Origin of the sequence: Micromonospora sp. RV43 (assembly GCF_001029515.1) — a bacterium.
Taxonomy (GTDB): Bacteria; Actinomycetota; Actinomycetes; order Mycobacteriales; family Micromonosporaceae; genus Micromonospora; species Micromonospora aurantiaca.
Genome location: NZ_LEKG01000171.1, coordinates 1 through 17,239 on the forward strand (window position 1 = coordinate 1; position 17,239 = coordinate 17,239).

Here is a 17,239-nt window from a genome sequence, read left to right on the forward strand (position 1 = left end):
TCCCGGGCGTGGTGCAGCGCCTGTTCCAGCGCGAACGCGAGCGTGTCGAAGTACGCCCACCACAGCGCCGCGACGACCACGATGCCGAGCAGCGCCGACACCGCCACCGGCCCGGTCAGCGGGAGCAGGTCGGGCAGCGCGCCAAGGCGATCGCCGCCGGGTTGCACGGGCTCGGTGTCGGCCTGGAGAACCCGGTCGCGATCCTGGCCAACACGCGCCTGGACTGGGTGCTCGCCGACTTCGGCATCATGTGCGCCGGTGGTGCCACCACCACCGTCTACCCCACCACCGAGCCCGAGGACGCGGTCTACATCATCGCCGACTCCGGCTCGAAGGTGCTGTTCGCGGAGAACCAGGCCCAGGCGGCGAAGATCGCCGGGGCGGACCTGCCCGCGCTGACCCACGTGGTGCTCTTCGACGGCACGCCCGACCCGGCGGCGGCCGTCCCGCAGCTCACCCTGGCCGAGCTGGAGGAGCGGGGCGCCGCCGCGCTGAGCGCCGAGCCGGACCTGATCGACATGCTCGTCGCCGGCATCGGCCCGGACCACCTCGCAACGCTGATCTACACCTCGGGCACCACCGGCCGCCCGAAGGGCGTGGAGCTGCTGCACGGCGGCTGGTGCTGGGAGGGCGTGGCGCAGGCCGAGCTGGGCCTGCTGCGCGTCGACGACCTGCAATACCTGTGGCTGCCGCTGTCGCACTCGTTCGGCAAGACTCTGCTCTGCGGCGCCACCCACGTCGGCCTGCCCACGTACGTCGACGGCCGGGTGGACAAGCTCGTCGAACTGCTCGGCGTGGTGCAGCCGACGCTCATGTGCGGCGCGCCCCGGGTCTTCGAGAAGGTCTACAACAAGGCCGTCACCACCGCTCAGGGCGCCGGCGGCGCCAAGGCCAAGATCTTCGCCTGGGGCGTCGGGGTCGGCAAGGAGAAGGTCGCGCTGGAGCAGGCCGGCAAGCCGGTCCCGGCCGGGCTGCGGATGAAGTACGCGCTGGCCGAGAAGCTCGTGTTCAGCAAGCTCCAGGCCCGGCTCGGCGGCCGGATGAGGGTGCTGGTCTCCGGCGCGGCGCCGCTGAGCAAGGAGATCGCCACCTTCTTCGCCGCCGCCAACCTGCCCATCTCCGAGGGCTACGGCCTGACCGAGACCAGCGCGGGCGCGTTCGTGAACCCGCCCGACGGGCTGAAGATCGGCAGCGTGGGCCGGGCCATGGGCGACCTGGAGTGCCGGATCGACACCGACGGCGAGGTCCTGCTGCGCGGCAAGCCGGTCATGCGCGGCTACCACAACCTGCCCGAGGAGACCGCCGCCGCGTTCACCGAGGACGGCTTCTTCCGCACCGGTGACATCGGCACGCTCGACGCCGACGGCTACCTGCGCATCACCGACCGGAAGAAGGACCTGGTCAAGACGTCCGGCGGCAAGTACGTCGCGCCGTCGCACATCGAGGGCATGTTCAAGGCGGTGTGCCCGTACACCTCACAGGCCGTGGTGATCGGGCAGGCGCGCAACTACTGCACCATGCTCGTCACGCTGGACCCGGACGCGATCAAGGGCTGGGCCGCCGGCACCCCGCTGGAGGGCAGCGACTACACCACGATCGTCACCTCGCCGCAGGCACGGGAGATGGTCGAGGGGTACGTGGCCGAGCTGAACGCCAAGCTCAACCGCTGGGAGACGATCAAGAAGGTGACGATCCTCCCCCGCGACCTGACCATCGAGGACGGCGAGGTCACGCCGTCGCTGAAGATCAAGCGCCGCAGCGTGGAGACGAACTTCGCCTCCGAGATCGACAAGATGTACGAGGGCACGCTCGCCGAGCTGTAGCCCGTACCGCCACACGGTCGCGCCGGCCGTGCCCCACCGTCCCGGGGCACGGCCGCACGCCGTTCACAGGTGCCCCCGCCGCCACCGGCTCTGTTCGGCCTCGGCGGCGATCTGCTCCTCCAGCGCGAGCCGGCGTACCCGGCGCCGGAGGCCGTCCTCGCGGCGCGTCTCCCAGGTGACACCGGCGCCGGTGATCACCGCGAGCACGCCGAGCGCGATCAGCTCCGGGATACGGAAGACGAACGGGCCGACCACCACCAGCGCCACCACCGCGAGCAGCAGCGGCCGGTGCACCTCGCGCAGCGCGATCCACCAGCACCCGGCGAGGCTGAGCAGGTGCAACGCCACCCCGCCGAACAGGATCGCGCCCCAGAAGTCGCCCAGCGGCAGCCCCCAGGTGGGCGTGGCCGGGTCGGCGGCCTCGGCCAGCAGATCCTTGAGGCCGAGCGCGTAGAGGATGATCCCGGCGACCATCGGCAGGTGCATGAACGTGTAGACGTCCCTGGCCAACCGGAGCCGGGTGGCCTCGTCCCGGGCGTGGTGCAGCGCCTGTTCCAGCGCGAACGCGAGCGTGTCGAAGTACGCCCACCACAGCGCCGCGACGACCACGATGCCGAGCAGCGCCGACACCGCCACCGGCCCGGTCAGCGGCAGCCCGTGCTTCGGGCCGAAGCCGAGGGCGATGATCGACTCACCGAGCGCGACCAGCACGATCAGCGCGTGCCGTTCGGCCCAGTGCCCGGCCGAGACCACCACCCACCACTGACGGGCGAGCGTCACCCCGCCGACGTACTCGACGAGCAGCGCCAGCGTCCAGAGCGCCAGTTGCAGCGGGATCGCGAACCGCTCCTGCGGCAGCCGCGTCGGCACGGTTCCGGCGATGACCAGCAGCACCGTGGCGGCGGCCGGGAACGCGGCGCGCAGCAGAAGCCGGCGGCGCCGGACCGGATCGGCGCGGTCCACCCAGCCGAAGACGGTGAGCTGGGCCATCCGGATCACGAAGTAGCAGCCGGCGAAGACCAGCGGGCCGGGCAGCCCGCCGGGGAGGTCCTCGAACGCGCTGGGCTCGCTGAGCACCAGCATGAACGTCGCCGCCACTGTGACGAAGCCGACCAGCGGCAGCACGCCCTGGTCGGCGCGGAAGAAGTTGCCCATCCGGGCGAAGCCGGTCCACGACCACCAGAGCAGCGCCAGCACCAGCAGGAAGCGGTAGAGGTTGGCCGGCGTGAGTTCCGAGGCGGTGAGCGTGGTGACGTTCAGGAACGCGAAGACGAAGACCAGGTCGTAGAAGAGTTCCAGCCGGGTGGTGCGGGAACCCGGGGCGGCGGACCGCACGGTCCACGACCGCCGGACACCGCTCCCGTTCCCCACTGGGGCAGTGTGCGGGCACCGTCCGTCCCGCAGCCGTCGTTCGACGCATTCACCACCGGAACGGGCACCGCGCGCTCAGGCGATGACGCTCGGCTCCCGCCACTGCGGGCGGCTGGTGCGGTCCAGGTCGTAGCGGACCGCCGCGAGGCGCCCGACCGCCTCCACCAGCTCGTCGGCGGGCAGCGTGAAGGGCAGCCGCAGGAAGCGCTCCAGCGTCCCGTCCAGCCCGAACCGCGGTCCGGGCGCCAGCCGTACGCCGACCTCCTCGGCCGCGCGGGCCAGCGCGCTGGAGATCGGGCCGTCCAGCTCGGCCCAAAGCGTGACACCGCCGCTCGGCACGCGTACCCGCCAGTCGGGCAGCCGGTCGGCGAGCGCCGCGACCAGGGCGTCCCGCTGGGCGACGAGCTGGGCCCGGCGGGCCGCCACGATGGCCGGCGCCTCGGTGAGCAGGTGCACGGCGACGAGCTGGTCGAGCACCGGGCTGGCCATGTCCACCCCGACCCGGGCCGCGGCCAGCCGCTGCACCTGGGGCGCGGAGGCGCGTACCCAGCCGATCCGCAGCCCGCCCCAGTAGGGCTTGCTCATGCCGCCGATGCTGATCACCCGGGAGTGCCTGTCGAAGACGGCCACCGGCGGCGGCAGCGTGGTGTCGTCCAGCGGCAGGTCGACGAAGGACTCGTCGACCACCAGGTCGGTGCCGGCCGCGTGGGCCGTGCCGACCAGCCGCTCGCGCAGGTCGGCGGCCATGAGGTGGCCGGTCGGGTTCTGGAACTCGGGGATCACGTACGCGAGCTTCGGCCGGGTCTGCCGGAGGCTGCCGAGCAGAAGTTCGGCGTCCCAGCCCTCGTCGGACAGGCCGTGCGTGGCGATCCGGGCCCGCCGGGCGGACAGCGCGGCCAGCGCGTTGGGGTAGGTGGGCGACTCGACGAGCACGGCGCCGCCGGGCGACAGGGCCAGCCGCAGCACCAGGTCCAGCGCGTGCTGGGTGCCGCTGGTGACCATGATCTGCTCCGGGCTGGTGGGCAGACCGCGTTCGGTGTAGGCGCGGGCCACCGCCTCGCGCAGCTCGATGATGCCGGTCGGGTGGTAGCCGGCGCCGCCGAGGTAGCGGGGCAGGTCCTCGGCCGCGGCCCGGGCGGCGGGGACGAGCTGCGGTGGCGCGGACAGCGCGGCCACGCCGAGGTCGATCATGTCGCGGTCGTCGAGCGGCGTCCACAGCCCGGTGCTGGCCACCCGGTGCCCGCCGGGCAGCATGGTCCAGCTCCCCGCGCCCCGGCGGCTGGCCAGGTGGCCGCTCTCCCGCAGTTCCCGGTACGCGGCGGTGACAGTGGTCCGGCTGATCCGCAGCGCCTCGGCCAGCTCCCGCTCGGCCGGCAGGCGTACCCCGAGAGGCAGCCGCCCGTCGGCGAGCAACCCGCGGACGGCGCCGGCGAGCGCGGCGTAGTCGGGGCTGCGCCGGCGGCCCGGCAGGGCATGCCACTGGCCGAGGAGTCGCGCCAATTGGACGCCGCGCACCTGGCTGGTCATGGCCACACCTCCGAAATTGGCACCCTTGATAGCCGCGATTGGCCCCTAGGGTGGCATGCATGGCACAGCTTGGCAATCTCCGGCACCGACCGGTGCGACGGCTCACCCAGCTCTACGCCGGGCTGGTCCTCTACGGCGTGAGCATGGCGCTGATGATCCGGTCGGAGCTGGGGCTGGACCCGTGGGACGTGTTCCACCAGGGGCTCGCCCGGCAGACCGGCCTGTCCTTCGGCACCGTCACCATCGCCGTCGGAGCCCTCGTGCTGCTGCTCTGGATCCCGCTGCGGCAGCGGCCCGGCCTCGGCACGGTCAGCAACGTCGTGGTGATCGGACTGGTCGTCGACGCCACCCTGACCGTGCTGCCGCCCGGAGAGGGCATGCCGGCACGCGTCGCGCTGCTCGTCGCCGGGATCGTCGCCAACGGCGCCGCCACCGGCCTCTACCTCGGCGCCGGGCTCGGCCCCGGCCCGCGCGACGGGCTGATGACCGGCTTCGTCGCCCGCCACCCCCGCTTCTCGGTCCGGCTGGTCCGCACCGTCATCGAGATCACCGTGCTGGCGCTCGGCTGGCTGCTCGGCGGCACCGTCGGCCTCGGCACGGTGGCGTACGCGCTCACCATCGGCCCGCTGGCCCAGTTCTTCATCCCGGTCTTCGCGCTGCCCGCACGGCCGGCGGCCGGTGCGTACGCTACGTGACCGCAGCCGGGCCGACCGCCACGGCCCGGTACCGACCGCAACGCGCTGAGCTGCGACGACGCACAACCGGGAAACCAGGTGTTTCCTCCGCCGTCGCGGCCGGGCATCATTCCTGCATGGGGGAGAACGGATGGCGTTGGAGCGACGCCTGGATCTTCGTCGCGCTTGTCATCGCCAGTGGCGCCGGCCGGCACCGGCGGGCCGCCGCGACACGCCGCCCCGAAGGCGTGCGGCTGGCCGACGTCCTCTCCACAGCCGACCACCTCAACCAGGCCATCCCGGAGCGGCACGAGGTGGAGGGCGCGGTCCGGCGGCTCGTCGGCGCGGGCCTGGTCAGCGTGGCCGACGGCTGGTTCCGGGTCACCCCGGACGGTGAGCGGCTCTGGCGCACCCGGCCCAGCGCCGGTCTCGGCACCACAGTGGACACAGTGCAGGGCGTGCTGACCCGGCGGCACCCGCCCGCCGAGTCCGAGTGGCACCTCGACGAGGACGACCACGCCGCCGCCGTGCAGGAGTACGTGGTCCGGTCGATCCCGATGCCGCGCCGCTCCCCCGAGGGGCACTCCGGCCGGCAGTGACCGCCGCCTCAGCGCACCGGGTGGCCCGCGCCGCGCAGCGCGTCCTTGACCTCGCCGACTGTGAGTTCGCCGAAGTGGAAGACGCTCGCCGCGAGCACCGCGTCCGCCCCGGCGCCGACGGCCGGCGGGAAGTGGGCCACCTCGCCCGCGCCGCCGCTGGCGACCACCGGCACGTCGACCACCTCGCGGACCGCCTGGATCAGCGGCAGGTCGAACCCGGCCTTGGTGCCGTCGGCGTCCATCGAGTTGAGCAGGATCTCGCCCGCGCCCAGCTCGGCGCCGCGCGCCGCCCACTCGACCGCGTCCAGCCCGGTGCCCCGCCGGCCGCCGTGCGTGGTCACCTCGAAACCGCTCGGCGTCGTGCCGTCCGGTGCGCGGCGCACGTCCAGCGAGAGCACCAGGACCTGCCGGCCGAACCGGTCGGCGATCTCGGCGATCAGCTCCGGCCGGGCGATGGCCGCGGTGTTCACGCCGACCTTGTCCGCACCGGCGCGCAGCAACGTGTCGACGTCGGCGACCCGGCGGACACCACCGCCCACTGTCAGCGGGATGAAGACCGACTCGGCGGTGCGCCGCACCACGTCGAGCATGGTGCCCCGGTCGCTGGACGAGGCGGTGACGTCGAGGAAGGTCAGCTCGTCCGCGCCGGCCCGGTCGTACGCCGCCGCCAGCTCCACCGGGTCGCCGGCGTCACGCAGGTCGAGGAAGTTGACCCCCTTGACCACGCGCCCGGCGTCCACGTCCAGACACGGGATGACCCGTACCGCCACCGTCATGCCCCGAGCCTAACGAACGCGCGGGCGGTGGTGACCCGCCGGTGAGGCCGGTCACCACCGCCCGCGGTGGAGTGCGTTCGCACCGGTCAGAGACGGACCAGCATCTTGCCGAGGTTCTCGCCGCGCAGCAGGCCGAGGAACGCCTCGGGGGCCTGCTCGATGCCGTCGACGATCGTCTCGTCGTACGACAGCCGGCCCTCCCGCAGCCAGCCCGCCACCTCCTGCACGAACTGCTCCCGCAGGTGACCGTGGTCACCGACGAGGAAGCCGCGCAGCGTCAGCCGCTTGCCGATCACCAGCGCCAGGTTGCGCGGCGCGGCGGGCGGCTCGGTGGCGTTGTACTGCGCGATCATGCCGCAGATGGCGGCCCGGCCGTGCAGGTTCATCGCCCCGATCGCGGCCTCCAGGTGATCGCCGCCGACGTTGTCGAAGTACACGTCGACGCCGTCCGGGGCGGCTGCCTTGAGCTGCTTGTACACCGGGCCGTCGTGGTAGTCGAAGGCGGCGTCGAAGCCGAGCGCGGTGAGTCGTTCCACCTTCGCCGCGGAACCGGCGCTGCCGATCACCCGGCCGGCGCCGCGCAGCTTCGCGATCTGGCCCACCATGCTGCCCACCGCGCCGGCCGCGCCGGAGACGAACACGGTCTCCCCCGGTTTCATCGCCGCCACGTCGAGCAGCCCGGCGTACGCGGTCAGCCCGGTCATGCCGAGCACGCCCAGGTACGCGGTGACCGGCGCCAGGCCGGGGTCGACCTTGCGCACGCCCTTGGCGTCCACCAGCGCGTACTCGCGCCAGCCGAGCCCGTGCAGCACCGTGTCGCCGGGCTTGACGCCACCGGCCTCGCCGGCCACCACCTCACCGACCGCGCCGCCGTCCAGCGGGGCGTCGAGCGCGAACGGCGGCACGTACGACTTGACGTCGTTCATCCGCCCGCGCATGTACGGGTCGACGGACATGAACCGGTTCCGGACCACTACCTGTCCCGGGCCCGGCGTCGGCACCTCGGTGGTGACGAGCCGGAAGTTCTCCGGCGTCGGCCAGCCGTCCGGCCGGGACGCCAGATGGATCTCCCGGTTGACGCGCGCCTCACTCATCGGGTCTCCTCGGTTCGCACTGCGGGGCTCCGCTGCGCTGCACTCCTCGTGCTCACAGGGCCTCGCGGACCGTGCGGGTCACCTCGACGTTCCCACGGGTCGCGTTGGAGTAGGGGCAGACCTGGTGGGCCGCGTCGACGAGCTGCTCGGCGGCCGCGCGCTCGACAGCGGGCAGGTCCACCACGAGCGTCACGGCCAGGCCGTAACCGCCGCTGCCGTTCGGGCCGATGCCCACCTCGGCCTCGACGACGGAGCCGGAGACGTCCGCCTTGGCCTGGCGGGCCACCACGCGCAGCGCGGAGTGGAAGCAGGCCGCGTAGCCGGCCGCGAAGAGCTGCTCCGGGTTGGCCGCGCCGCCGGCGCCGCCCATCTCCTTCGGTACGGCGAGGTCCAGCTCGACCGTGCCGTCGGAGGTCCGGACGTGACCGTCGCGGCCGTCGCCGGTGGCGCGGGCGGAGGCGGTGTAGAGCACCTGCATGTCACTGCTCCTTCTGTCGGTGGATCGTCTCGGTGACCCGGGTGAGGATGCCGTGGAGGAAGACCAGCTCGGCCTCGGTGAGCCCGGTGGCGGATGCCACCTGCCGCGGCACGTCACCCATCCGCTCCCGCAGCGCCCGGCCCCGGTCGGTGAGGCCCACCTCGACCCGGCGCTCATCCGCCGCCGAGCGGGTACGCACCACCAGACCGGCCGCCTCCAGCCGCTTGAGCAGCGGGGAGAGCGTGCCGGAGTCGAGCCGGAGCGCAGCGCCGAGCTCGGAGACCGTGGGGGCGTCGTCGTCGTGCTCCCAGAGCACCAGCAGCACCAGGTACTGCGGGTAGGTCAGCCCGTGCTCGTCGAGGACGGGCCGGTAGACGTCGGTCAGGGCGCGCGACGCCGCGTAGAGCGCGAAGCACACCTGCCGGCGCAGTACCAGATCATCGGTCACGCCCTGAACCGTAGCGTGCAATCAAGTTGTGCACAACTTATCGGGGCGTGGAGCTGTGCGGCGCCGGTCACCCGGCACCGCTCAGCGGTCCGGCAGGTACGCCTCCAGCTCGACCTCGACCAGGAGATCCGGGTCGATCAGCCCGGCCACCACCACCATCGTGGCGACCGGGCGCACCGGGCCGAACACCGCGTTGTGCGCCCGGCCCACCTCGTCGGCGTAGATCCGGTCCGTCACGTACATCCGGGTCCGCACCACGTCCCCCGGCCCGGCGCCGACCTCGGCCAGCGCGTCCAGGCCGATCCGGATCGCCTGCGCGGTCTGCGCCGCCGCGTCGCCGGCGTGCGCGACCCGGCCGTCCACTGTGGACGTGCAGCCGGCCGTGATCGCCAGTGTGCCGGCCCGGACCACCCGCGAGTAGCCGTAGAGCGCCTCCCACGGGCCGCCCGAGCCGAGCCGGGTCACCACCCCGGCGTCCACCGACCTCTCGGCCGGCTCGGCCGTCACGCGCCGGCCCGCAGCGTCGCCAGCGCCTCGGCGACGGTGAACGCGCCCGCGTAGAGCGCCTTGCCGGCGATCACGCCCTCCACTCCCACCGGCTCCAGCGTGGCCAGCGCCCGCAGGTCGTCCAGCGTGGACACACCACCGGAGGCGATCACCGGGGCGTCGGTGCGGGCGCACACCTCGCGCAGCAGGTCCAGGTTCGGCCCGCGCATGGTGCCGTCCTTGGTGATGTCGGTGACCACGTACCGCGCCGCGCCCGCGGCGTCCAGCCGTGCCAGCACCTCGTAGAGGTCACCGCCGTCGCGGGTCCAGCCGCGCGCCGACAGGGTACGGCCGCGCACGTCCAGCCCGATCGCCACCCGGTCGCCGTACTCGCCGCAGATCCGGTCGCACCACTGCGGATCCTCCAGCGCGGCGGTGCCGATGTTGACCCGGGCCGCCCCGGTGCCGAGCGCCGCCCGCAGCGAATCGTCGTCACGGATGCCGCCGGACAGCTCCACCTTCACGTCCAGCTTGCCGACCACCTCGGCGAGCAGCGCGGCGTTGGAGCCCCGCCCGAACGCCGCGTCCAGGTCGACCAGGTGGATCCACTCCGCGCCGTCGGACTGCCAGGCCAGCGCCGCGTCCAGCGGATCGCCGTACGCGGTCTCGCTACCGGCGGCGCCCTGCACGAGCCGGACGGCCTGGCCGTCGGCGACGTCCACGGCGGGCAACAGGGTGAGGCTCAACGCTTCTCTCCTCGGATCCTCAACGACGGTCCAGCGCGATCACCACAACCGCGGGCAGGACCAGCAACAACAACACGACCAGCACCAGCCGCAGCGCGAGGTCGTCCACCAGATTCCAGATGGCGACCACCGCCACCACGGTGAGCACCAGGATCGTCGCCCGCTCGCGGCGGGTGTGCCGGCGCAGCCGGCCGGTACGGCCGCGCCGCAACGACGGCGTCAGCCGGCGTACCAGAGAACGACGCCGCTCCCGGCGCGCCACCCGGCGGGCGCGGACGGCGCGCGCCCGCTCCTGCTCGGCCTCGCGCGCCGCGCGGCGGCGGGCCCGCTCCTTGCTCACGCGGACGCCCGCATGCCCGCCAGCGGGCCGGTCACAGCGTGCCGAGCCAGTTGCGCAGCAGCGCGGCACCGGCGTCGGCCGACTTCTCCGGGTGGAACTGCGCGGCCGACAGCGGCCCCCGCTCCACCGCCGCGACGAAGTCCGCGCCGTGGTGCGAGGTGGTCACAGTGGCCCCCGCCTCGGCCAGCGCCGCCGGGTCGGTCACCCCGTAGGAGTGGACGAAGTAGAACCGGGTGCCCGCCGGCAGTCCGGCGAACAGCGTCGAGCCGGCCGGCGGCCGCACGGTGTTCCAGCCCATGTGCGGCAGCCGCCGCGCGGGCAGCCGGGTCACGCCGCCGGGCAGCAGCCCGAGCCCCTTGGTGACCACGCCGTGCTCCTCGCCGTGCCCGAACAGGATCTGCATGCCGACGCAGATGCCCAGCACCGGCCGCCCGGCGGCGACCCGGTCGGCGATGACCGGCCCGGCGCCCAGCGCCTCGATCCCGGCCATGCACGCGGCGAACGCGCCCACGCCCGGCACCACCAGGCCGTCGGCCGACGCGGCGGCGTCCAGGTCGTCGGTGACAGTCACCTCGGCGCCGGCGCGCGCCACCGCGCGCTCGGCCGACCGCAGGTTGCCCGAGCCGTAGTCGAGCACCACCACCCGCCGCGTCATCAGCTCTCCCCCGGCAGCAGCCAGAGCACCCCGGCAACGGTCGCCAGCAGGGCCAGCAGGCCGGTGATCACCACGGCGGCGCGGGGGGCGCCCTGCTTGAGCAGCGACCACGTCCCGCCGACCAGCAGGCCGGCCAGGATCAACAGAAGCGTGGGCAGCACCTTCATTACAGAGCGCCCTTCGTCGACGGCACCACACCAGCGTTACGCGGATCCAGCGCGGTGGCCTCGCGCAGCGCGCGGGAGACGGCCTTGAACTGCGCCTCGACCACGTGGTGCGCGTCCGGGTGGCCGCCGGGCCGGGCCGCGCGCAGCACGTCCACGTGCAGCGTGATCCGGGCCGACTGGCCGAACGACTCCCAGATGTGCCGGGTCATGCTCGTCGGGTAGACCGGCCCGATGTACGGGGCCAGCGCCGGCTCGTCGTGCACCACGTACGGGCGGCCGGACAGGTCCACCGCGGCCCGGACCAGCACCTCGTCCATCGGGACGGTCGCCGAGCCGTACCGCCGGATGCCGGCCTTGTCACCCAGCGCCCGGTCGAACGCCGCGCCCAGCGCGAGCGCCGTGTCCTCCATCGTGTGGTGCGCGTCGATCTCCAGGTCACCGACGGTGTGCACGGTCAGGTCGAAGCCGCCGTGCCGGGCGATCTGGTTGAGCATGTGGTCGTAGAAGCCGACGCCGGTCTCGATGTCGGCCTTGCCGGTGCCGTCGAGGTCGATCTCGACGAGCACCTTCGTCTCGTTTGTGACCCGCTCGATCCGGGCGATCCGGCTCATGAAACTGTCTCCATCGCGGTGAGGAAGGCGTCGGTCTCGGTCGGGGTTCCGGCGGTGACGCGCAGCCAGCCGGGCAGGCCGACGTCGCGCACCAGCACGCCGGCATCGAGCAGGGTACGCCAGGCCACCGCCTGGTCCCCCTCGACGGCGAACAGCACGAAGTTGGCGTCGCTGTCGGCCACCCGGTGGCCCCGGGCGCGCAGCTCGGCGACGATCCGGTCCCGCTGCTCCTTGATCGCGGCCACGGTGCCGAGCAGAGCGTCCCGGTGCGCCAGCGCCGCGCGGGCGGCGGCCTGGGTGAGTGCGGACAGGTGGTACGGCAGCCGGACCAGCTGCACCGCGTCCACCACCGCCGGGTCGGCCGCCAGGTAGCCGAGCCGGCCGCCGGCGAACCCGAACGCCTTGCTCATGGTGCGGGTCACCACCAGCCGCGGGTGACCGGGCAGCACGGCGAGCGCGCTCACCGTGCCGGGACGGGCGAACTCGGCGTACGCCTCGTCCACGATCACCATGCCTGGTGCCTCGTCCAGCACGGCGGCGACCACCGCCGGGTCGAGCGCGGTGCCGGTCGGGTTGTTCGGCGAGCAGAGGAACACCACGTCCGGCCGGTGCTCGCGGACCTGGGCCACCGCCTCGCCGGCGGTGAGCCCGAAGTCCTCGCCGCGCCGGGCGGGCACCCACCGGGTGCCGGTGCCGAGCGTCAGCAGCGGGTGCATCGAGTACGCCGGGGTGAACCCGAGCGCGGTGCGCCCCGGACCGCCGAACGCCTGGAGCAGCTGCTGCTGGATCTCGTTGGAGCCGTTCGCCGCCCACACGTGGTCGGCGGTGAGCCCGTGGCCGAGGTAGGCGGCCAGGTCGGCGCGCAGCGCCACCGCGTCCCGGTCCGGGTAGCGGTTGAGGTCGCGCAGCTCGGCGGCGACCGCCTTGCCGATCGCCTCCACCACCGGCTCGGGAACCGGGTAGGAGTTCTCGTTGGTGTTCAGCCGCACCGGCACGTCGAGCTGCGGCGCCCCGTACGGCGTCCGTCCGCGCAGGTCGTCGCGGATCGGCAGGTCGTCGAGCGTGGTCACGACGCCCCGCCCCCGGGGAACCGGACGCTGACCGCCTGGCCGTGCGCGGGCAGGTCCTCCACGGTCGCCAGCGTGACCACGTGCGGCGCCACGTCGCGCAGCGCGTCCTGGGTGTATTCGACCAGGTGCACGCCGCGCAGGAACGACTGCACGGACAGCCCGGAGGAGTGCCGGGCGCAGCCGCCCGTGGGCAGCACGTGGTTGGAGCCCGCGCAGTAGTCGCCGAGCGACACCGGCGACCAGGCGCCCACGAACACCGCCCCGGCGTTGCGCACCCGCAGCGCCCACTCCCGGGCGTTCTCGGTCTGGATCTCCAGGTGCTCGGCCGCGTACGCGTCGACCACCCGCAGCCCTGCCTCCAGGTCGTCGACCAGGACCACGCCGCTCTGCTCGCCGCGCAGCGCGGTGCCGATCCGCTCGGCGTGCTTGGCCGCCGGCGCCTGCCGGGCCAGCTCCGCGTCGACCGCGTCGGCCAGCGCGGTGGACGGGGTGACCAGCACGCTCGCCGCGAGGGGGTCGTGCTCGGCCTGGCTGATCAGGTCGGCCGCGACGTGCGCCGGGTCGGCGGTGTCGTCGGCCAGGATCGCGATCTCGGTCGGGCCGGCCTCGGCGTCGATGCCGACCACGCCGCGCAGCAGCCGCTTCGCGGCGGTGACCCAGATGTTGCCCGGACCGGTGATCATGTCGACCGGCTCGCAGCGCTCGTCCCCGGCCGGGTCGACGCCCGCGCCGTACGCGAGCATGGCGACCGCCTGGGCGCCGCCGACCGCGTACACCTCGTCCACGCCGAGCAGCGCGCACGCCGCGAGGACCCGGCGGTCCGGCAGCCCGTCGTTGTCCTTCTGCGGCGGGCTCACCACCACCAGGGAGCGCACCCCGGCCGCCTGGGCCGGGACCACGTTCATCACCACCGTCGACGGGTACATGGCCAGGCCGCCGGGCACGTAGAGACCGACCCGGTCGACCGGCACCCACCGCTCGGTCACAGTGCCGCCGGGCACCACAGTCGTGGTGTGGTCGGTACGGCGCTGGTCGGCGTGGACCTTGCGGGCCCGGGTGATCGACTCCAGCAGCGCGGCGCGTACCTGCGGGTCCAGCTCGTCCTCGGCGGCGCGGATCGTCTCGACCGGCACCCGCAGCCGCTCCGGCGAGACGCCGTCGAACCGTTCGCTCGCCTCCCGGATCGCCGGGTACCCATGGTCCCGGACCGCCTCCACGAGCGGGCGGATCCGCTCGACCGCCACGGAGACGTCGAGCTGGGCACGGGGCAGCAGGCGGCGCGGGTCACGGGCCCCGCCGCGCAGGTCGATCCGATTCAGCACGCCTGCGAGTCTAGGCCGCCGCCGGTGTCACCGGCCGGGGCCGCCCGCACGCCGGGACGGTGAGCCGGGACACGCGCGGGCGGGCGGGTTGGCGATACGCTCGATCACGTGAGCGCACGGCTGCCGGTGTTCCCGCTCGGGACCGTCCTCTTCCCCGGGCTGGTCCTTCCGCTGCACATCTTCGAGGAGCGCTACAAGGCGCTGGTGCGCCACCTCGTGGGCCTGCCCGAGGGCGCGCCGCGCGAGTTCGGCGTGGTGGCGATCCAGGCCGGCTGGGAGGTCGCGCCGGCCGGGCCGCCGGGGCGTTCCGGGCCGCCCGGCGGCGACGTCACGCTGCACGAGGTGGGCTGCACCGCCGAGCTGCGGCAGGTCACCGAGCTGGCCGACGGCGGCTTCGACATCGTCACCGTCGGGCGGCGGCGGTTCCGGGTCGCCGAGGTGGACGCCTCCGCCGAGCCGTACCTGACCGCCGAGGTGGAGTGGCTGCCGGAGCCGGACGGCCCGGACGAGGTCTCCGACCTGCTGGCGGCCCGGGTGATCTCGGTGTTCCGGCAATACCTGGGCCTGATCCGGCCGGACCAGCAGGAGATCACCGAGCAGCTGCCGGAGGATCCGACGGTCCTGTCGCACCTGGTCGCCGCGACCGCCGCGCTGACCGTCGCCGACCGGCAGCGGCTGCTCGCCGTCGACGACACCGCCGGGCGGCTGCGCGCCGAGCTGCGCCTGCTCAACCGGGAGACGGCGTTGCTGCGGCAGGTGCGCGCGGTGCCGGTGCCGCTCAGCGAGCTGGCTGGTCCCCCGGAGCCGAACTGAACCCGGGCGGGGGCGGCGGCCAGGCCGCGTCGGGCTCCGGCTCCGGCCGCAGCGACGGCCACCGCGACCAGCCCGCCAGCAGCGTGTACGTGACGGCGGCGCCGAACGCGGCGAGCAGCAGGTTCCCGTGCGGCACCGGCAGCGGGCCGTACCAGTCGACGCCCCCGGCGCGCAGGTCGACGGGCTTGGTGAAGGCGGTGCCCGGCGGCGCGGTCTCCACCAGCCGCTGGAACGTCGACAGCCCGATCCGGCGGCCGACCTGCCAGGCCACCACCGCCGCGCCGAGACCGCCGAGCGTCACCGCGAGCAGGCCGGCCGGGCCGCGCCGGCGGCGCAGCAGCACCCACAGGGCGATCGCGGCGAGCACGCCGAAGCCGAGCGTCAGGAGGCTGAACCAGCCGTCCGCGGCGATCGGCTGCTCCGGCTGCGTGGTCGCGTAGACCGTGCCGGCGGGGGTCTGCCGGACCGGGGTGGCGGGCGCCGCCCATGCCCACAGCAGGCCCAGCGGCGCGCCGAGCGCGGTGAGCAGCGCGACCACGCCGAGCGTGGTGAGCAACGGGCGGCCGGATCGGGTGGCGTCGGCGCCGGGTAGCTCCGCCACCACGCCCGGGTATCCGGCGAGCGGGTCGGCGCCGGGCGCGGTGACCGGCGTGCCGGCGGGTACCGGCAGGCCGCCGGGCCAGCCGGGCGGCTGCTCGCGCTCGGGCCACGCGCCGCCGGGACGCGGGGCCGCGTCGCCGGTACGCGCGTCGGTGCCGTCGGTGCGCTCGCGCGCCCGCTCGGGCTCAGGGGTGTCCGGACTCACCCGTTGATCCTCTCAGGCCCGGGCACGGCTCGGGGCGGTGGTCGGCGCTCAGCGCGCGAACGGTTCCAGCATCACCGCTGCCGCCTTGAGCCAGGCGTTGCGGGTCTCGGCCTGGAGCTGGTGGTACTCGATCGAGGAGCCGGTCTCCAGCGCCGGGTCGTAGGGCACCACGGCGACCGCCCGGGTCCGGGTGGCGAAGTGCCGTTCCAGGTCGTCCTGCAACGAGGTACGCCCCGGCGTGGGGCAGGAGATCAGCGTGACCGCGTTGTCGGCCAGCTCGCCCATGCCCACCTCGTGCAGCAGGTCGAGCATCCAGTCCGCGCTGAACGCCGCGTCCTCGCGCGGCACGGTGGTCACCACGAGCTGGTCGGCGGCCTGCATGACGGTGCGCCAGTTCGGGCTCTCCACGTTGTTGCCGGTGTCCACGCAGACCACCTCGTGGGTGCGGCGCAGCAGCTCCAGCACCCGCTTGACGGTGAACTGGTCGAGCCGCTGGGCGAAGCGCGGGCTCTCCTCGCCGGCCAGCACGTCGTACGAGCCGTCGGAGGCGTGCCGCAGGTAGTCGTCGAGGTGCGACAGCAGCGTGTTGCCTTCGAGGATCTCGATCTGCGCCAGGTCGTGGATCAGGTGGCGGATGGTGCGGGCGTGCCGGGCGCTGCCGGCCCGCAGACCGAGCGTGCCGCGCAGCTCGTTGTCGTCCCAGGCGAGCACGCCACGCCCGCGGACGCTGCCCACAGTCGCGGCGGCGAGCACGGTGGCTGTGGTCTTGTGCACCCCGCCCTTGGGGTTGGCGAAGGCGAGCACCCGCGGGGTACCCAGCTCGCGGCGCAGCACGCTGGTGGCCCGTTCCAGTTCCGGGTCCGGCTCCGGGGCGCGCCACTGCACCTGGGCCGCGTCGACCCGGCCGGAGCGGCCCTCCAGCGGGCGGCGGGGCGCGGGCACCACCGGCTCCGGGGCGGGCGGCGTGTCCGGCCGGTAGCGGCCCCGGTCGAGCAGCGCGTAGCGGGACTCGGGCGGCGGCGGCGCGGGCCGGTAGCCGCCGTCGAGAAGGGAGTAGCGGGACTCGGCCGGCGCCTCGGCCCGGCCGCGCGGCTCCGGACGGGCCGGGTCGGGCCGCCAGGACGGTTCCGGGCGCGGCTCGGCGGTGAACGGCTGCTCGGGGCGCGGGTCGGGCGCGAACGACGGGTCGGCGCGCCAGGACGGGTCGGGCGGGTAGGGCTGCCCGGCGCGCCAGGACGGTTCGGGGTCGCTGCGGTACGCCGGTTCGGCCTGGTAGGCCGGCTCGCCGTCATGCCGGGGATCGGCGCGGAAGGCCGGGTCGACCCGGAACGTGGCCTCGGCCCGGTAAGCGGGCTCGGCGCCGTACGACCCGTCGGGGGCGCGGCCGACGGCGGTGGCGCGGCCGGTCCACCCGGTGCCCGCGCCACGGCGGGG

The 17,239-nt window shown here is 74.4% G+C and carries 20 protein-coding genes; 4 read left to right on the forward strand and 16 right to left on the reverse strand.

Annotated features, from left to right (window positions below; translation table 11 throughout):
• Positions 1-161 precede the first annotated feature (161 nt).
• Positions 162-1,823 carry a long-chain fatty acid--CoA ligase gene (locus ABD52_RS30190; protein ID WP_235437601.1) on the forward strand — a complete coding sequence of 554 codons (1,662 nt, stop codon included), beginning with the start codon at positions 162-164 and terminating at the stop codon, positions 1,821-1,823.
• Between the two features lie 63 nt (positions 1,824-1,886).
• Here the strand turns inward: ABD52_RS30190 and ABD52_RS30195 are convergent, their stop codons facing one another.
• On the reverse strand, positions 1,887-3,194 hold the full coding sequence (locus ABD52_RS30195) for a low temperature requirement protein A (RefSeq protein WP_200905263.1): 1,308 nt from the start codon (positions 3,192-3,194) through the stop codon (positions 1,887-1,889).
• Positions 3,195-3,269: 75 nt separating this feature from the next.
• The gene (locus ABD52_RS30200; protein ID WP_030271948.1) at positions 3,270-4,721 is read right to left on the reverse strand and encodes a PLP-dependent aminotransferase family protein; all 1,452 of its coding nucleotides are present in this window, start codon (positions 4,719-4,721) and stop codon (positions 3,270-3,272) included.
• Between the two features lie 59 nt (positions 4,722-4,780).
• On the opposite strand from ABD52_RS30200, the gene ABD52_RS30205 reads away from it, so the two are divergent.
• A complete protein-coding gene (locus ABD52_RS30205; RefSeq protein WP_013475804.1) occupies positions 4,781-5,416 on the forward strand; it encodes a YitT family protein in 636 nt (211 codons plus the stop codon).
• A 116-nt stretch (positions 5,417-5,532) separates the two neighbouring features.
• Positions 5,533-5,994 carry a hypothetical protein gene (locus ABD52_RS30210; protein WP_013287572.1) on the forward strand — a complete coding sequence of 154 codons (462 nt, stop codon included), beginning with the start codon at positions 5,533-5,535 and terminating at the stop codon, positions 5,992-5,994.
• A gap of 8 nt (positions 5,995-6,002) precedes the next feature.
• On the opposite strand, the gene hisF is transcribed toward ABD52_RS30210, so the two are convergent.
• The 12 genes from hisF to hisD all read right to left on the reverse strand — a co-directional run bounded on the left by hisF (position 6,003) and on the right by hisD (position 14,187).
• Positions 6,003-6,770 (reverse strand): imidazole glycerol phosphate synthase subunit HisF, encoded by a 768-nt coding sequence (gene hisF / locus ABD52_RS30215; protein WP_047894001.1) that lies wholly within the window; start codon positions 6,768-6,770, stop codon positions 6,003-6,005.
• An 86-nt stretch (positions 6,771-6,856) separates the two neighbouring features.
• Positions 6,857-7,864, reverse strand: a complete 1,008-nt coding sequence (locus ABD52_RS30220) for an NADP-dependent oxidoreductase (protein ID WP_047894002.1) — start codon at positions 7,862-7,864, stop codon at positions 6,857-6,859.
• 52 nt (positions 7,865-7,916) lie between these two features.
• Positions 7,917-8,342, reverse strand: a complete 426-nt coding sequence (locus ABD52_RS30225; protein WP_013287575.1) for an organic hydroperoxide resistance protein — start codon at positions 8,340-8,342, stop codon at positions 7,917-7,919.
• 1 nt (position 8,343) lies between these two features.
• A complete protein-coding gene (locus ABD52_RS30230; protein WP_047894003.1) occupies positions 8,344-8,790 on the reverse strand; it encodes a MarR family winged helix-turn-helix transcriptional regulator in 447 nt (148 codons plus the stop codon).
• Between the two features lie 81 nt (positions 8,791-8,871).
• Positions 8,872-9,297: a Rid family hydrolase gene (locus ABD52_RS30235; RefSeq protein WP_047894004.1), complete on the reverse strand. Its 426-nt coding sequence runs from the start codon at positions 9,295-9,297 to the stop codon at positions 8,872-8,874.
• Positions 9,294-10,022 (reverse strand): bifunctional 1-(5-phosphoribosyl)-5-((5-phosphoribosylamino)methylideneamino)imidazole-4-carboxamide isomerase/phosphoribosylanthranilate isomerase PriA, encoded by a 729-nt coding sequence (gene priA / locus ABD52_RS30240; RefSeq protein ID WP_047894005.1) that lies wholly within the window; start codon positions 10,020-10,022, stop codon positions 9,294-9,296. The genes ABD52_RS30235 and priA overlap by 4 nt, the downstream gene beginning before the upstream one ends.
• A 19-nt stretch (positions 10,023-10,041) precedes the next feature.
• Positions 10,042-10,362, reverse strand: a complete 321-nt coding sequence (locus tag ABD52_RS30245; RefSeq protein ID WP_013475800.1) for a hypothetical protein — start codon at positions 10,360-10,362, stop codon at positions 10,042-10,044.
• Positions 10,363-10,393: 31 nt separating this feature from the next.
• Positions 10,394-11,017, reverse strand: a complete 624-nt coding sequence (hisH, locus tag ABD52_RS30250) for an imidazole glycerol phosphate synthase subunit HisH (protein ID WP_047894006.1) — start codon at positions 11,015-11,017, stop codon at positions 10,394-10,396.
• Positions 11,017-11,184, reverse strand: a complete 168-nt coding sequence (locus ABD52_RS40345; protein ID WP_200905264.1) for a hypothetical protein — start codon at positions 11,182-11,184, stop codon at positions 11,017-11,019. The genes hisH and ABD52_RS40345 overlap by 1 nt, the downstream gene beginning before the upstream one ends.
• Complete coding sequence (gene hisB / locus ABD52_RS30255; RefSeq protein ID WP_030500263.1) at positions 11,184-11,795, reverse strand: imidazoleglycerol-phosphate dehydratase HisB; 612 nt, start codon at positions 11,793-11,795, stop codon at positions 11,184-11,186. Before hisB ends, ABD52_RS40345 begins: the two co-directional genes overlap by 1 nt.
• Complete coding sequence (locus ABD52_RS30260; RefSeq protein ID WP_013287583.1) at positions 11,792-12,865, reverse strand: histidinol-phosphate transaminase; 1,074 nt, start codon at positions 12,863-12,865, stop codon at positions 11,792-11,794. The genes hisB and ABD52_RS30260 overlap by 4 nt, the downstream gene beginning before the upstream one ends.
• Positions 12,862-14,187: a histidinol dehydrogenase gene (hisD, locus tag ABD52_RS30265; RefSeq protein ID WP_013287584.1), complete on the reverse strand. Its 1,326-nt coding sequence runs from the start codon at positions 14,185-14,187 to the stop codon at positions 12,862-12,864. The genes ABD52_RS30260 and hisD overlap by 4 nt, the downstream gene beginning before the upstream one ends.
• Positions 14,188-14,295: 108 nt before the next feature.
• Between hisD and ABD52_RS30270 the strand changes: the two genes are divergently transcribed.
• Positions 14,296-15,000, forward strand: a complete 705-nt coding sequence (locus ABD52_RS30270) for an LON peptidase substrate-binding domain-containing protein (protein WP_047894007.1) — start codon at positions 14,296-14,298, stop codon at positions 14,998-15,000.
• Here ABD52_RS30270 and ABD52_RS30275 read toward each other — a convergent pair.
• The gene (locus ABD52_RS30275; protein WP_047894008.1) at positions 14,966-15,805 is read right to left on the reverse strand and encodes a DUF2567 domain-containing protein; all 840 of its coding nucleotides are present in this window, start codon (positions 15,803-15,805) and stop codon (positions 14,966-14,968) included. The two genes, ABD52_RS30270 and ABD52_RS30275, sit on opposite strands and share 35 nt — an antisense overlap.
• A 48-nt stretch (positions 15,806-15,853) precedes the next feature.
• The coding region (locus tag ABD52_RS30280; protein ID WP_047894009.1) for an AAA family ATPase at positions 15,854-17,239 on the reverse strand (1,386 nt) is incomplete at its 5' end.

Bases quoted from the DNA above. Each gene is read 5' to 3' on its own strand.
- hisB (WP_030500263.1), bottom strand. From the start codon at position 11,795: ATGAGCCGGATCGCCCGGATCGAGCGGGTCACAAACGAGACGAAGGTG.
- ABD52_RS30200 (WP_030271948.1), bottom strand. From the start codon at position 4,721: ATGACCAGCCAGGTGCGCGGCGTCCAATTGGCGCGACTCCTCGGCCAG.
- ABD52_RS30205 (WP_013475804.1), top strand. From the start codon at position 4,781: ATGGCACAGCTTGGCAATCTCCGGCACCGACCGGTGCGACGGCTCACC.
- ABD52_RS40345 (WP_200905264.1), bottom strand. From the start codon at position 11,184: ATGAAGGTGCTGCCCACGCTTCTGTTGATCCTGGCCGGCCTGCTGGTC.
- hisF (WP_047894001.1), bottom strand. From the start codon at position 6,770: ATGACGGTGGCGGTACGGGTCATCCCGTGTCTGGACGTGGACGCCGGG.
- ABD52_RS30225 (WP_013287575.1), bottom strand. From the start codon at position 8,342: ATGCAGGTGCTCTACACCGCCTCCGCCCGCGCCACCGGCGACGGCCGC.
- ABD52_RS30210 (WP_013287572.1), top strand. From the start codon at position 5,533: ATGGGGGAGAACGGATGGCGTTGGAGCGACGCCTGGATCTTCGTCGCG.
- ABD52_RS30220 (WP_047894002.1), bottom strand. From the start codon at position 7,864: ATGAGTGAGGCGCGCGTCAACCGGGAGATCCATCTGGCGTCCCGGCCG.
- hisH (WP_047894006.1), bottom strand. From the start codon at position 11,017: ATGACGCGGCGGGTGGTGGTGCTCGACTACGGCTCGGGCAACCTGCGG.